The organism is Pseudoalteromonas agarivorans (assembly GCF_024518735.1).
In the GTDB taxonomy this organism is placed as follows: domain Bacteria; phylum Pseudomonadota; class Gammaproteobacteria; order Enterobacterales; family Alteromonadaceae; genus Pseudoalteromonas; species Pseudoalteromonas atlantica.
In genome coordinates, this window is record NZ_JANIGJ010000007.1 from 276,735 (window position 1) to 291,881 (window position 15,147).

Here is a 15,147-nt window from a genome sequence, read left to right on the forward strand (position 1 = left end):
TTACTTGCTTTTTAAAAAGTCATTAACTGATGCCAGTTCACGCTTTTTAAGCGCAATACAGTCATGGGTACTTTCTTCAAGCTTGCTTAGTGTACGCGCGTAGCCCGGTGTTTCTTCAATTTTATCTTTAAAGAATGCTTGCGTGGTTGCTAAACTTTGTTCATCACAACGCGCGGTTGTAAAGTACGGTAAGTTAGGCACAAAAAACGGCGGTAAGCTTTGTGTTACCTTGTCGTAATTGTTGTATATCCACTCAATAAATAGTGCTTGGCGTGGCTCGCTATAACTTTGACCCGCTAAAATAGTGCGCATATCAGACGCGGTGACTTCGTCGGTTAAGGTGTAAGCTAATACCTGATTTTGTAACTGCGCTTTACCCATAAAGCCCATTGCTGCCAGCATGTTAGTGCGTACTTGTGGATCTTTAGTGGTTTTAAAGGTTGCCTTAAGTTGATCAAGCAAGGCTTTATCCCCATTATAGGCGGCAAGTTTTAAGTAGGTAGCTGCTAAATACGGATCCACTTTTTGCGGATCGTTTAAGTATACTTGCGTTTGCTCTTTTGCTTTGCTGATCACACGTTGATCTTCACCATCAAAACCAAGCAAGGACACAACACCCGCACGTAGTTGCGATACTGCACCGTCTTCGCCAGCTTGTGCTTCAAGTGAGTATTTTTTAGCTGCAGGCATTACTGCACTGCGAATAAACTCAGGCCATAACGCTTCGTTGCTTTCATCTTTAAAGGTATTTTTTTGCGATACCAAGTAGCCCAGCGCTGTATTTGCAACACGAGGGTGATCATCGCTCACAAATACTTCTAAGGTTTGCATTAACTTAGCCGCCGATATTACACCCGCATCAAGTAGTGCATCAGTGGCAGAGAGCAGCGCTAAGCGCTCACGATCATTAAGTGCTTGCGGAGCATGTTTTATTAGTGAATCAAATTGCGCATCGTCCATTACCCAGCGGTAATAACCTAGCGCCCCTTCATCGGGATAAATCCACTGTGGCTCAAAATCAAGTGTTAGGGTTTGGCTTTGCTTATTGAGTAAAATACTCGCAGTTTTTACTTTATCACCAGCGCCATATTTTATTCCAACAGGGACATTCCAAAGCTGTGCGGGTGCATCTACACCAGCATTAGCAAAGCGACTTTGCGATATAGTAATTTTTTTACCGTCTTGTTTTACATCTACAAGCGGAAAAGAAGACTGTTCAATAAATGATTTTAAAACACTCGCAACATCTTTATTAGAAGCATTACCTAGCGCTTCCCATAAATCGGCTGCTTCGGCGTTTTTATACGAGAATTTTTTTAAGTAACTTTGAATCCCTTTTTGGAATGCGTCTTCACCAATCCAGTTTTCAACCATAGCCAGTACTGCGCTGCCTTTACTGTAGGCAAGCCCTAAACCATCCATAATATCGGCTTCGGTTTTAATCGGTTTACGAATAGGCTTAGTGCTTAAGCGAGCATCTAATGCCATTACGTTGTTTTGTGGTAAATCGAGGTGAGATTCAAATTCTGGATTAAGCTGCTTAGTAATCTTTGCCGCCATCCAGCTGGCAAATGCTTCGTTTAACCATAAGTCGTTCCACCACTTCATGGTAACTAAGTTACCGTACCATTGATGGGCAAGCTCGTGAGCAATAATCGACACATTGCGCTGTTTTTTACTGCGTGTAGCGGCTGCTAAATCAACCAGTAATATATCTTCGCGGTAGGTTACTAGGCCTGAGTTTTCCATTGCGCCAAAAGGAAACTCGGGTACTGCTACCGAATCGAGCTTTTTATAAATATAAGGAATACCAAAATACGCCTCAAGTGCAGCAAGTACTTTTGGCATGTTCTCTTTTGCGTAATCAGCTAAATGTATTTTACCCTGCGGGGTAATAACACGCCCTGGAATTGGCATGTCTTTTATTTCAAGCTCTTCAAAAGGGCCCACGGCCATAGCCACTAAATAAGAAGGAATAGGTGGCGTTTTATCAAAGTAATGCGTTGTCAACTCGCCGTTAACTGTGGTTTTAAGCTGTGGCGTATTGGCATAAACCTTTTGAGACGTTGGCGCTGTAATCGTTAACTGAAACGGTATCTTATAACTTGGTTCATCAAATACCGGAAATGCACGGCGTGCATCACTCATTTCAAACTGAGTAAATAAATAAGGTGTGCCCTGATCAATTGTTTTGTATAAGCCTACACTTTGGCGGTTATACGGCGCAGAAAAATCTATTTTTAGGGTGTACTTACCCGGTTGAATTTGCTCATCACAGCTAAATTTTACTTTTTCTGTTTTTAGCATTTCGTTATTTAAGTCGCAGTTTTCATCGCCTAGTAACTGCGCCATTTTAACAGCGTAAGCCACGCCGTTAAGTTCAATGTAATGAGTGGGTTTTAACACTTCTAGGGCTATTTCTGTCATCCCTGTAAAGGTGTCTTGGCTTGGGTCGAGTGTTAACGACACCTTTTGTGAACTTGGTTTAGCAAGCTTTTCGATAACGAACTCGTTAGCGTTGGCAGTAGTCATTGCTAAAGCAACACTTACTGTTAATAGGCTTTTTAAAAACATAGTGATCCCTAGATTGTTGTTGTTAGAAACTGACTCAAACAGGCATTTCTATGCCCTTAAAAATTGAGATTTAGATATCCTAGCAGTTTTTTTTATGAGAGTAATTTAATAAAGTGGCTGCTTGGATTTAAAATAGTAACAAATAGTGTCAGTGGCTCTGGCGCTGCTTAAAGCGCTGCCAATGCAGCTGTGGGTTAATGGTGCGAATTTGCTGTATAACGTTGTTTAGTAAGGCGGTATCGTCAAATTTATCATTGGGGTATTCGTTAAACCCCATTAAATAATTAAAGGCGTCTTTTGAATAAGCCTGTAATGCGTAAATACGTACTTGTTGCTCAAAATTAAGTCGTAGGCTACTTATGGCGGTTTTCATACCGAGTTGATCTACAGTGGGAATGGCACATTTTTGCAAATAACCCGCACGCTCACCTTCACCAGTAAACCAAATGCGTACTTTTTCGCTGTAACGGCCAGACTTAGCCGGTAAATCAAACATCAAACGTGTGTGTTTATGTGCTTTAACAAAGGCAATAAAGTCGTTAAGCCCCGCATCAATTAAGGCTTGATGCACCGGAACCAAGCGCGCTTTTATTTTTCCATTAGTATGAAAATTAAAACATAAAATGCCATTTTTAAGCTCAAGATCGTCAAGCGTTAAGCAGCCAATTTCATCGCTATATGCGCCACTGTAATAGGCAATTAAAGGCAACCAAAAATGCCAATGCTTTGCTTGCTCTCTTGCTACTTTAAAGTCGCCATAAATATAGCCGTTATAAAGCGTATGCAGTTCCATTGCTGAAAAAGGGCGGCGGCCAAGATGGGTTTTCAACGTAATCCCTTGAAATTAATGACATGTTATATTTTATACTTAAAACAGATAAACATGCGAGTATCGATTTTAGTATTTATGTTTTTAGCTACAAAACAAAAACACCCACTTAAAAAGCAGGTGTTGTATTCACTATTTAATTTATAGTGGCAGTTATTCGCTAAGTGCGCGTGCTAAGCCAACAGGCTCTATTTCTACACACACTTGGTCGTCATTCCAATTTAAACCAACTAATGCGCTGTCTTCGTTTAAATCTTCTACCCACTCATCTAAAAATTCATCTAAATTAATTTCTACAGGCGTAAATTCTTGCCACTCTTCTTTACATTGGGCTTTTGCTGCGTCTTCGCTTTCCCATAAAAGCAGTACATCCGTTTCGGCAAACTGGTTAGATTCGCACACTACAAAGCCGCCGTCGTCGCCACCTAACGCCCACACTTGCTCGCTTAAACGTACTTTTTCTACAAAGCTAACTAGTTGTGATTCAATTTCAATATCGCTCATGTGTTTACCTTATTTGTTTAGAGTCTGGGATCGGTGCTTACTGCAGCTTGACGCGTGCCATAGTCGTTATAAAAACTGACTAAAGCAGCGTGTTGGCTAAAGTCTGTTAATTCACGAAAGCAAATCCAATCAAGTAGGCAGTATAAACTGATGTTAAGGCATTCACAGCCTTTAAATTCATCATCGTTTAAATGACTATTTAAATAGCTTAATGTTTCAGCAATTCGTTCGTTTTGCAGATTAAAAAATAATTTATCGTCGTTAGTATCAAACCCTGAGCGTCTGCTAAGTGCTAATTCTACTAACGAGTCGTTACAGGCGTTAATAATATTAAGTAGGTGCTCTTGCGACCAGCTTAGTGGTGTTTTACCAGCCTTGGCGATAAGGTAACGTAAAATAATGGTTGAATCGCTTAGCGTTAAATCACCATCAATTAAAACCGGTATTTTTCTTCCTGGGTTGTTACTGGCTAAGGTAGGGCGGTCTTGATCAGAAAAAATATCTAGGTTTACTAGCGCTAAGTCAACATTGTTTTGGGCTGCCCACATTCTTACTCTGCGCGCAAATGGAGAAGGGTTAGATCCTATAAGTTTCATAATTGCTCCTAAAAAAAGCCGCATAAGCGGCTTTTTGTGTTGCGATAAGTCAACGTTATTCTGAGCGGCTTGTCACTTCTAGTAAGTGATAGCCAAACTGTGTTTGTACAGGGCCTTGAACTTGATTAATTGGCGCTGAAAATACAACTTTATCAAACTCAGGTACCATCATACCTGGGCCAAACTCGCCAAGTGCTCCGCCATCTTGACCAGAAGGACAGTTTGAATATGTTTTTGCAAGCTCTGCAAAGTCTTCGCCTTGTTCAATCTTAGCTTTTAAATCTAAGCACTCTGCTTCGCTGTCTACTAAAATGTGCCTTGCACTTGCCACTGCCATAAAATCTCCTGTTTAAAGTTGGTGTATTTAACCATTAAAGCCAGTCTAGTTAGTTTTAACTCGCAGTACCAGTATAAACTTAATTGATGAGTAGCGTATTTTCAATTGCATCAATTAATTCTTTTGAATTGGGAGCTACTTTACTGTTAAAGCGTTTAATTGTTTTGCGATCAGCTGAAACTAAATATTTATAAAAGTTCCAGTTAGGTGAGCTGGTTTGCGCGTTTAAGTGTTTAAATATTGGATTTGCATCACTGCCGCGAACTTCGCTGGTAGTAAACATAGTAAAAGTAACGCCGTAATTAATAAAACACACTTTTGCTATGTCTTTTTCATCGTTTTCCTCTTGAAAAAAATCATCAGATGGAAAACCTAATACCACTAAACCTTTGTCTTTGTATTGTTGGTGTACTTTTTCAAGGCCCTCAAATTGAGATGTAAAACCACAATTGCTAGCCGTATTTACAATGAGCAACGGGCGGTTTTTAAATTGGCATAAGTTTAAGGATTCTTTTGAGCGCAGCTTACGTATCTCTACATTTGTAAAGTCTTCACATTGTTGCTGCTGTTGTTTGCTGGGTAACGTGTCATTTGCTTGGGCAGCTAAGCTCGTAATAAAAATACTGAGCCCTAGTATCGTTTTTTTTAACATACTCAACGCCTAAATTTATAATTGTTTGACTAGTCTATCTTACGCTAATATGCACAAAAGTGATCAACAATATTAAGCTGTTATGACTACACGTTTAGCCACTATAGAAGATTTACCTGCCATTGTCGCAATATACAACGAAACGATCGCCTCTCGTATGGTGACCGCCGATACCGAAGAAGTATCGGTACAGAGCAAACGTGAGTGGTTTAATAGCCACACCGATAAGCGGCCTATTTATGTTTATTGCGAAAATGACCAAGTACTTGCTTGGCTAAGTTATAAATCGTTTTATGGGCGCCCCGCATACGATGGCACCGTCGAAATGAGCATTTATATTACCAAAGCGGCGCAAGGCAAAGGGCTTGGCAAAAAGCTGATGCAGTTTGCCCAAATAGAGGCTAAACAGCTAGGAATTGATGTATTGCTTGGTTTTATATTTAGCCACAACTTACCAAGTATTAAGTTATTCAAGCACTTTGGTTTTAGCGTATGGGGTGAGTTGCCTCATATCGCGGTAATGGATAACACACGCTACAGTTTAACAATATTCGGTAAGCATCTACCAAAATAGTTGTGGAGCTTATCGGTAAAAAAATCAAAATTAAGTCTAACAACCTATACCAACTAAGAAATTATAGGCTACGCTATTAACATATAAAGTGTTTACGATAGTGTGGCTTAATGAGTCGAAAAATTTTAATTGTAGATAGCAGCAGTGTTATCGCAATGAGAGTGAAAGTTTTACTAGAATTAATAGGTTGTGAGGCTGAGCTCGTTCATTACTCTATGATTGATTTATACTCTAACACCAGCCAGTATGACTTGGTAATTGGTGCTTACGGAGTGCCGTGTGAAGTAATAAAGTCGTTAGCTCAAAAAATCTCACAAGACCGCTGTGTATTACTTGCCCCTAAAGCCGAAAGCGGTGAGCAACTTAGCGCCTTTAGCGAGCTTAATAAGTTAGTCCCAGATGCAACGGTTATTTATCCGTTTTTTTCAAATAAAGAAATTACCTCATTACTCGAAAACCTCTTAGAGCTTGGCTCTAGCCACGTTTTAAAACTCCCCACTATTTTACTTGTTGATCATATGCCTGAGCGCCTTGAAAAAATGAAAAGTAATTTAGTCGGGGCGCATATCAAAACGCTAACCGCAACCAGCGCAACCGAAGCGGTGGCAGTGGCTAATGAAAACAGTATAGATATTTTAATTAGCGATTTTAGCTTTGAAGATGGCACCGGTTTAAATATTTTTTCTGCTATTAAAATGTCTCAGCCAGATTGCCGATGCTTATTGTTTACAGCACGCCCTGAGCAAGTTTCAATGATTGAGGCAATTCGTAAAGGGGTTGAAGATGTTTTAATAAAGCCTCTAACCGATAGCGTACTGCTGCAATCGGTACATAAATTGTGGCAAACAGAGCTTTTAAAACGCCGTAACGCTGAGTTAGTTGAGCGTTTACAAGATACCGTTGATGCATTAATCGAAAAAGACAGCCTACTACAAGTTATTTATAAAAATACGCCTGACGCCATTATGTTATTTGAGCGCAGCGGCAAAGTAATAGAAGCAAACGATGCCTGCTTAAGGCTGTTTAAGCTACCCTTTGACAAACTCGCGGGCTTTTCTGTATTTGAATTTTTAGATGAGGAATCAAGTGCTGAAATAAAAAATAAAATCAGCACACTCAATCGTAACCGCCAATTTAGTAGTGACCTACGTTTGCAAAAAACAGACGGCGGGTATATTCCGCTGGTTGGCTCGTTTAACGAAATAGACCACCATGGCGAAATTGCGTTGGCGGTTATATTTAAAAATGTAACTCACTTAAAACAAAAAGAAGAATTACTCCTTGAAGCCAAAGACCTACTTGAGGAGCAAGTGCGAGCTCGTACTTCGCAGCTAGAGCACGCTAAAAATGTGGCCGAAGCTGCCAATTTAAGTAAATCGGAATTTTTGGCTAACATGTCGCACGAGTTACGCACCCCTATGCACTCTATATTAAGCTTTTCTCGATTTGGTTTGAGTAAGTTAGAAGCGGGCGATTTTGCTAAAGATAAACTTTTAAAGTACTTGTCGCGTATTGAAAGCAGCGGCGAGCGTTTACTGTCGTTATTAAACAACTTACTTGATTTATCAAAATTGGATGTGGGGAAATTTCCATTTAATCCACGCCCATACAATATAGAAAGTATTATAAAAACCAGTATTGATGATGTCTCTGGTACGGCTATGGAAAAAGAAATTGAAATTGTTTTTTCAAAACCCGGGCCAGTGGTTGTGCAGTGTGATGAAGAGCAAATTAATCAGCTATTGCGCAATGTGTTAGGTAACGCACTTAAATTTAGCGAACCTAAAAGTCGTATTGAAGTGAACTTAATGGCTGATCAAGATAGCGCCATTATTGATGTAATAGACAATGGAATAGGTATACCTGAGGATGAATTAGAGCACGTGTTTACTAAATTTGTACAAAGCAGCAAAACGAACAGTGGCGCTGGTGGTACTGGTTTAGGGCTTGCGCTTTGTAGAGAGTTTGTAGCACTTCATCAAGGCGAAATTACGGCAAGTAATAATAGCGATGGTGGTGCAACAATTAGGATTCAGGTACCCCTAGAAATAGATTTAGATGAGCATTTAGCCGATGATAAGCTAGCAGTGCAAGATAGCTAATTATATGTGTAAGTAATGTTTAAATGATATTTAATTGGATGATGAAAATATGGCCTTAACTAAAATTCTTGCTGTAGATGATGAACCTTTCAACCTTGAAATTATTGAAGAAATTTTAGAAGATCTTGATTTCGAATTACAAGTTGCCACAAGCGGCCCTGAGTGTTTAGCCATGGTTGAAGGCTACATGCCCCAAGTTATTTTACTTGATGTAAGTATGCCGCAAATGAATGGCTACGAAGTGTGTAAAGCATTAAAGGCGAATCCGAATACCGCGCATATAATTGTTATGTTTGTTTCCGCTAGAGGAACGGTTGAAGAGCGTATGGAAGGTTACTCAGTCGGTGCTGAGGATTACATTGTAAAACCGTTTGGGCATGATGAGCTTAAATCAAAACTTAAAAACTTAAACCAAGTATTAATAGAAAAACAAAGCCTTGAAAAACAAGTAGAAGATGCAACATCTACGGCATTTAATGCTATGGCAAACAGTAGCGAAATGGGGCAAATAGTTAATTACATTGAAAACATTGGTTTTATTAATAATCCGCAAGATTTAGGTAAAGCCTTAATAGACTGCTTACAAACGTTTGACCTACAGAGTAATGTTGAATTTAGACATGGCGATACAATAGAGCACTTTGCCCTTAATGGAGTGTGTTCGCCGATTGTAATTGAGCTGTTTGATATGCTTAAAAACAAAGGTCGCTTACATGAGTTTTCTCACCGAATATTAGTTAACTACGAGATGATTAGCTTGTTAATTCTGAATATGCCAGATCACGACCCAGATAAACACGGGCGTATTCGTGACCATGTTTGCTTTATTGTCAGTGTGACTGAGCAGCAGTTGCGTGCAATTATGACCAAGCAAATGCTTGAGTCGCAGCAGCAAAAGCTAAATGATGTAGCCAGCACAGTGCATAGTAAGTTTCATGGCTTAATTGGGTTACTAAACGAAAACCGAGAAAGTAACGAAAAAGTATTCAAGCAATTACAAGAAGACTTAGAAGTGCGCATACCCACAATGGGATTAGATGAAGACCAAGAGGTGTTTATTTATAAAAAAGTGGACGAAACTATTCAAAATTCAATTGCCAGAGAAGAGTCGGTTAAACAAGTTAAAGCCGCCTTTGCTGAAATTGAACAAGATTTATCTTTGTTACTTAAAAAATAAACCTCTCATAATAAGGCTTACCAGAGTGATTTACGCATCACGAGGTAAGCCTTTTTCGACAATTCTAATTAGGCGCTGTGTTTTACGAAGTTGTTCTCGTTGTTTATTATTTTGTTGCTCAAGCGCCCACTCTATATGCTCTTTTACTAGCTGCGAGCTAGACTCTTGTTTGCTTTCTAAAGCGTTAATAATGCTAGGGCTAAAATCGGCATTGCCTAAACCCACCGCTAAATTACGCAGCCAACGTTCGTGACCAATACGGCGAATAGGGCTGCCTTCGGTATTTTTTAAAAATGTAGGTTCGTCCCAGGCAAATAGCTCAAGTAAGTCTTTGTTTTTTAATTGCGTACGGGGATGAAAGTCTTGCTCATCGGTAATTTGACCATAACGGTTCCATGGGCAAACCAATTGGCAATCGTCGCAGCCATAAACTCGGTTCCCCAATAATGCACGGTATTGCTCAGGTATAGGCCCTTGGTGCTCAATGGTTAAGTACGAAATACATTTGCGTGCATCTACCACATACGGCTCTACAATTGCGCCTGTTGGGCAAAGGGTAATGCAAGCTACACATTTTCCGCAGCCTTCAAACGTGTTTTCATTATCTATTGGCAGCGGTAAATCAACAAAAAGCTCACCTAAAAAAAACCACGACCCAGCTTCTTGGTTTATTAATAAAGAGTGTTTACCTCGCCAGCCCAATCCCGCCTTTTCAGCAAGCTGGCGCTCAAGCACAGGCGCAGAGTCTACAAATGGCCTAAAACCGTAATCGCCAATTTCTTGCTCTATTTTTTGGCCCAGCTTTTTTAGTCGGTTGCGCATTAATTTGTGATAGTCACGCCCTAATGCGTAGCGGCTAATGTAGGCTTTTTCAGTGTTTTTTAGTGTTTTGGCAAAACTAGCATCAGGAGGCAGGTAGTTCATTTTTACCGAAATAACCCGCTGGGTACCAGGGACTAGTTCAGCAGGGCGTGCGCGTTTCATGCCGTGGGCTGCCATATAATCCATGGAGCCATGGTAGCCCGCATCTAACCAGCGCTGTAATTGTGCTTCGTGTTTAGATAGGTCAATATCGGTAATACCCACCTCACTAAAGCCGAGTTCTTGGCCCCAGGCTTTAATATTTTTGGCTAGCTGTTGGTATTTGGGGGTTGAGTTACTCACACACATTACACACTTAAATAATTAGCTGCGTAATTTACCATATTTATAAAGCGCTGTTGAATGTTGCCAGTTAAAATATTAAGGCAATACAGCGCTCAGCTTTTGTTTTGTAATTGCTTATTGCACAAAGCGCTTTAATTGCTGTTGTGTTTGCTGGCTAAGTGCATGTGATTGCTGGCTATTACTTAGCGCATGATCAATAGCGCTTTTAGCTTGCTCGCCTAAGGTAACAATTTGCTCTACCGATTGGTGAGTGTGCTGCTGCGCTTGCTCTAGCGTATGCACCGCATCTGCTATTTGCTGTAACTGCTGTTGGTTTTGTTCAAACTCGCTTAGCATTGTTTTAAACCCTTCAGAGGTATTACTAATGGCGCTTTGTGCGGTACTTGAGTGGCTAATTAACTGCTCACTTTCTTGGTTGGTTTCGTTAACCAGCTCATTCATTTGGTTAATAAAGTCGCTTATTTGTCGGGTTGCGCCACTTACTTTTACCGATAATGTACGTACTTCATCAGCAACAACCGCAAACCCTCTGCCAGCTTCGCCAGCGCGTGCCGCTTCAATGGCAGCGTTTAGTGCCAGTAAATTAGTTTGATCCGAAAACTCCTCAACCATTTTTAAAATGCTGCGAATGTTTTCGCTGTTTTCTTTAAGGCCAGACACCGTTTTAGAAAATCTTTGCAGCAAGGTACCAATAAGCGACACTTTATCGACTAAGCTTGCAAGCTCTTGCGACGAATGCTTAACAAAGTCTAAGTGCTCGCTGTTAACGCTATGCACGCTGTCGGTATTGCTCACTATGCCCTCTAGGCTTTGCACTATTTGGTTACTCGCATTAATAATATTGTGGCTTAGCTGAGTTTGCTGCTCACTTAACTGCTGCGTATTTTGCATAGCGGTATTTACATCAACATTACTTTGCTCGCTGGCTTTAGCGCTGGCGTGAGTTGTACTTAGTAAATCACTTAAGTGGTTAGTAAATAAGTTATATTGCGTACTTAGTTCTTTAAATTCGTCAAAAGAAAATTGCGGTAAGTTGGCGGCTAAATTAGCCTCTTGCTGGTTTATGTTTACTAAAGTGTCGCACATAGCTTTTACAGGGCGCACTATTAAATAGCGCATATAAAAAATAGTAAAGGCAAAGCCCGCTACAATAACCAAGGTTAACAACCAAAATGCGCTAGTACTGTGCTGCTCGCTTAAGCTTTGATATAACCAAAATAACGTAATGGCCTGAAACAAAAAAACAAAGCTTAAGTTGCCCACTATTTTACGCGTAAGCGTATAAAAAAATGTTTGCTCAATATAATTATAAAATTGCATTACACCACTCATTTATTGCTTACCCATCTAGGGCGTGTTGACCTTTGATGGTTGAATTTGCAGCAGTATGTTTGGCTTTTAGGCAAGGCAGAGCCTATGAAGTGTGGTTATTCCCCATAAATAGGCGATAACGCTGCATAAATGCCAAACATGCGCTGCCCTTTGGGTTCTGCCTAAGGGCGATAAACTCTTTGTTACTCGGTTTTTACTTAGCCCACTAGGTTACAAGCCTTGCGCCGCGATTTAATCGCCCCTAGATTGAACAAATTTCAATCCGCAAAGATCATCACGCCCTAGCTAGATTATCGACTAAGTTACCGTTAACTCAAGTAATAATGTTTGCTAAATATTTTTTAGAACGAGCGGGGTAATTAGTAAAAATACCATGCACCCCAATTTTAAGCATAAAATCCATGTCTTCTGGCCTATCTACGGTGTAGGCGTAAACTTGCAGGCCTCGTGCTATGGCATCATCTACAAAAGCTTTATTTACAAAGCTTTTGTCTACATGAACACTATACGCATTTAACTGTTGAGCAAACTGTGCATAATTTAACGGAATTGATGAGGTTAACGCGCCAATGTGTAACCACGGTAACCTATTTTTAAGCCAATGAATTTGATGGTGATCAAACGACGACACTAAAATATTACCTTTAGTAATAACGCCTTTAGCAATATTGTTGTTTAAAATAGTGGCAAACTTTTCAAGCTCAAAGGTATGTTTAAGCTCTATATTGAGTAATGTTTTATTGTTATTCCAATCAAGTAACTGCTGTAGAGTGGGGATTTGCTCGCCGTTACCGGCATCCAACAGGCTAAGTTGCTGCGCCGTAAAGTCGCTTACTTTACCGTGCCCGCTGGTGGTTCTATCTAGCCACGAGTCGTGTATGAGCATATAGTCATCAAGCGCACTTTGAATATCAACTTCAATACCATCTACCCCTACATTTAACGCTTCTAAAATAGCGCTTTTAGTGTTTTCTGGGTAATTGCCGCTTGCCCCGCGGTGCGCAAATATTTTCATTTTCTAGCCTTTTGAGTAATAGACCATGTTTCAAAACAGGCTGCACTGACTATAAGTGCACCGCCAATAAGTGTTAGTAGCGTTGGGCGCTCATGAATAATAACAATAGCCAACAAAGTGCCGTAAAGCGGCTGCAAGCACGAAATTAACCCCGCAGTAGCTGCCGATAAGTGCTTTAAACTCGCTGCAAATAGCGAGTGCGGTGTAGCGGTAAAAATAATACCTGCCACAGCAATTAAAATAAGGTCGTGGTTACTCACCTCATACACAGGGACCTTAATAAATGCGCAAAGCATAACACTTGCCACTAAGGTTTGATAAAACATGGTTTGTGGGCCGCCATACTGGCTAAAAAAGCGCTTATGGGTAATATTTCTAATCGAAAAAAACAAAGCCGAAACCACACCCATAATAACCCCTAAGGTTACATCGTCGCCTAAATTTGCGCTGGGTACGAGTAAATATATACCAAATACAACCACAGCTGCGCTTATAATATCTTTTGCTTGGGGCCTGCTTTTATTAAACAAGGGCTCTAAAAATACCGTCATTACTGGGTAGCTAAAAAAAGCCAGCATACCCACAGTTACGCCCGCCATTTGCATGCCTGCAAAGTAAGTAACCCAATGCATGCCTACTGCCACACCTAAAAATAACGCAATGAGGTAATCTTTTGGTTTGTTTAACTTAATTTGTTTTTTTTGAAAATACAGCATAGCCAAAATTGCCATGCCAGCAATAGCGGTACGATACACCGTAATATCAATTGCATTTAACCCTATTAACTTTGCAAAAAGGGCGGTGCCCCCAAAAAGTAACACGGCAATATGTAAGTAAATCAGGCTTTGCTGTTGTGGCTGCATTTAAATGAGAACTCCTTTTTTTATTATCTTATCACTGGGGGCGAACTCACAGGATGAAATTTTTAAAACATGACAAATGTCAGCAAAGTTAATGACATTTCACACTCTTATTATTTTTTGGCTTTGGCATAGTTAACTTATCTTAATGGGAGGTGGCTATGAATACGTTAATTTTAATAAGTCTCGCTATTAGCGAGTTTTTAGAATCACTTAGCTTTAGTGTTTCAATAAATGATTACTTTATACTCATTAGTATTTTTGTGTTATTTATATTTATTAATAAAAATAATGTTATAAGCAATAACAATGAACTAGGGGTACTGGCATGAGTACAACAAATACGCTTTCAAAGCCCAGTAATAAAAAGTTTTGGGAATACGCACCTTTAATTTTTACTGGATTTTATTTGCTTCCGACTCTTTTTAATCTATCTAACTTGCCAGTCAATACCATTGTAATGAGTGTGGCGTTTTATATTGTATTTATTTTGCTTTACATAAAAGCCATGCACTGTGAAACAAAGCGTATAACAACGCTGTTTGTTATTATGTTAGTGGTGTGTTTTAGCGCCACATTTTATACCACCGGGACCTCTACATTATTTGGTTTTATCGCGTTTATAGCTGGTGAGTCATACGCTAAAAAAAGCAGATTATATGCCGTTTTTAGCCTTATATTTACGGTGGCGTTAAGCGCCTATTTGGCAGATATAGCAAATATAAAATACTTTTTAGCCGGCACTTTATTAATTTCAGGAGCGCTGCTGGCTTTTGGCATTGCAACCCAAAAAGAGCGCCTGCATAAAAAGCGCGAACAAGAAAGCGCTAACCAATTAGAGCAATTGGCCGCCATTGCTGAGCGCGAACGAATAGCGCGCGACCTACACGACATTTTAGGCCACTCACTATCATCTATTGCTTTAAAAGCTGAGCTTGCTAATAAGCTAAATCAAGGAGAGCGCTACGAACAAGCCAATAACGAAATAGCACAAGTAGCAGATCTAGCAAGGCAGTTACTTAGCGATGTAAGAAACGCCGTAAGCGATTTAAAACAACTTAATTTAATAAGCCAAATAGCCCAGCTTAAACAAAGGCTAATAGAGCAAGACTTTAACGTTAACTTTAATGTTGTATTAAATACCTTGCCTCCTAAAGTAGAAGGGATCGCAGGGCTTATAATTAAAGAAGCGGTAACTAATTTATTACGCCATAGCAGTAATAAAAACGCCGAAATAAATATAGAGCAAACACAGCATCAGCTGCATATAAGTGTGGTTGATAACGCACCTTGCAGCACGTTAAACGCAGGCAACGGTTTAAATGGTATCAAAGAGCGTGCAGAGCAACTTAATGGCCATGCCGCGTTTACCTGTGGCGATAAGTTTACTTTAAACGTAATGCTGCCAATTTCAGCTAAGGATTAACA

General features: G+C 39.9%; 15 protein-coding genes. 5 read left to right on the forward strand and 10 right to left on the reverse strand.

Translation table 11 applies throughout. The features are described from left to right. The 6 genes from NQT65_RS14380 to NQT65_RS14405 all read right to left on the reverse strand — a co-directional run bounded on the left by NQT65_RS14380 (position 1) and on the right by NQT65_RS14405 (position 5,492). A complete protein-coding gene (locus NQT65_RS14380; RefSeq protein ID WP_256851431.1) occupies positions 1–2,574 on the reverse strand; it encodes a M1 family metallopeptidase in 2,574 nt (857 codons plus the stop codon). 148 nt (positions 2,575–2,722) lie between these two features. Further along, a complete protein-coding gene (locus tag NQT65_RS14385; protein ID WP_256851432.1) occupies positions 2,723–3,403 on the reverse strand; it encodes a site-specific integrase in 681 nt (226 codons plus the stop codon). 153 nt (positions 3,404–3,556) lie between these two features. Beyond that, positions 3,557–3,907 (reverse strand): DUF2750 domain-containing protein, encoded by a 351-nt coding sequence (locus NQT65_RS14390; protein ID WP_004589430.1) that lies wholly within the window; start codon positions 3,905–3,907, stop codon positions 3,557–3,559. A gap of 17 nt (positions 3,908–3,924) precedes the next feature. Further along, the gene (locus NQT65_RS14395; protein WP_256851433.1) at positions 3,925–4,503 is read right to left on the reverse strand and encodes a glutathione S-transferase family protein; all 579 of its coding nucleotides are present in this window, start codon (positions 4,501–4,503) and stop codon (positions 3,925–3,927) included. Between the two features lie 55 nt (positions 4,504–4,558). After that, on the reverse strand, positions 4,559–4,840 hold the full coding sequence (locus NQT65_RS14400; protein WP_004589432.1) for a peptidylprolyl isomerase: 282 nt from the start codon (positions 4,838–4,840) through the stop codon (positions 4,559–4,561). A 79-nt stretch (positions 4,841–4,919) separates the two neighbouring features. Continuing rightward, a complete protein-coding gene (locus tag NQT65_RS14405; RefSeq protein ID WP_004589433.1) occupies positions 4,920–5,492 on the reverse strand; it encodes a glutathione peroxidase in 573 nt (190 codons plus the stop codon). A gap of 82 nt (positions 5,493–5,574) precedes the next feature. Between NQT65_RS14405 and NQT65_RS14410 the strand changes: the two genes are divergently transcribed. The 3 genes from NQT65_RS14410 to NQT65_RS14420 all read left to right on the forward strand — a co-directional run bounded on the left by NQT65_RS14410 (position 5,575) and on the right by NQT65_RS14420 (position 9,345). Continuing rightward, a complete protein-coding gene (locus tag NQT65_RS14410; protein ID WP_126008166.1) occupies positions 5,575–6,066 on the forward strand; it encodes a GNAT family N-acetyltransferase in 492 nt (163 codons plus the stop codon). A 110-nt stretch (positions 6,067–6,176) separates the two neighbouring features. Beyond that, entirely contained in the window at positions 6,177–8,168 is a 1,992-nt protein-coding gene (locus NQT65_RS14415; RefSeq protein WP_126008164.1) for a sensor histidine kinase, read from the forward strand. Positions 8,169–8,217: 49 nt separating this feature from the next. After that, the gene (locus tag NQT65_RS14420; RefSeq protein ID WP_024033288.1) at positions 8,218–9,345 is read left to right on the forward strand and encodes a response regulator; all 1,128 of its coding nucleotides are present in this window, start codon (positions 8,218–8,220) and stop codon (positions 9,343–9,345) included. Between the two features lie 30 nt (positions 9,346–9,375). Here the strand turns inward: NQT65_RS14420 and queG are convergent, their stop codons facing one another. The 4 genes from queG to NQT65_RS14440 all read right to left on the reverse strand — a co-directional run bounded on the left by queG (position 9,376) and on the right by NQT65_RS14440 (position 13,722). Next, the gene (gene queG / locus NQT65_RS14425; protein WP_276537867.1) at positions 9,376–10,515 is read right to left on the reverse strand and encodes a tRNA epoxyqueuosine(34) reductase QueG; all 1,140 of its coding nucleotides are present in this window, start codon (positions 10,513–10,515) and stop codon (positions 9,376–9,378) included. Between the two features lie 111 nt (positions 10,516–10,626). After that, positions 10,627–11,844 carry a methyl-accepting chemotaxis protein gene (locus NQT65_RS14430; RefSeq protein ID WP_256851435.1) on the reverse strand — a complete coding sequence of 406 codons (1,218 nt, stop codon included), beginning with the start codon at positions 11,842–11,844 and terminating at the stop codon, positions 10,627–10,629. Between the two features lie 313 nt (positions 11,845–12,157). After that, complete coding sequence (locus NQT65_RS14435; RefSeq protein ID WP_055252750.1) at positions 12,158–12,859, reverse strand: glycerophosphodiester phosphodiesterase; 702 nt, start codon at positions 12,857–12,859, stop codon at positions 12,158–12,160. Continuing rightward, entirely contained in the window at positions 12,856–13,722 is an 867-nt protein-coding gene (locus NQT65_RS14440) for a DMT family transporter (RefSeq protein WP_054982831.1), read from the reverse strand. Before NQT65_RS14440 ends, NQT65_RS14435 begins: the two co-directional genes overlap by 4 nt. A 158-nt stretch (positions 13,723–13,880) precedes the next feature. On the opposite strand from NQT65_RS14440, the gene NQT65_RS14445 reads away from it, so the two are divergent. After that, positions 13,881–14,051, forward strand: a complete 171-nt coding sequence (locus tag NQT65_RS14445) for a hypothetical protein (protein ID WP_004587600.1) — start codon at positions 13,881–13,883, stop codon at positions 14,049–14,051. Next, the gene (locus NQT65_RS14450) at positions 14,048–15,145 is read left to right on the forward strand and encodes a sensor histidine kinase (protein ID WP_256851436.1); all 1,098 of its coding nucleotides are present in this window, start codon (positions 14,048–14,050) and stop codon (positions 15,143–15,145) included. Before NQT65_RS14445 ends, NQT65_RS14450 begins: the two co-directional genes overlap by 4 nt. Positions 15,146–15,147: the final 2 nt, after the last annotated feature.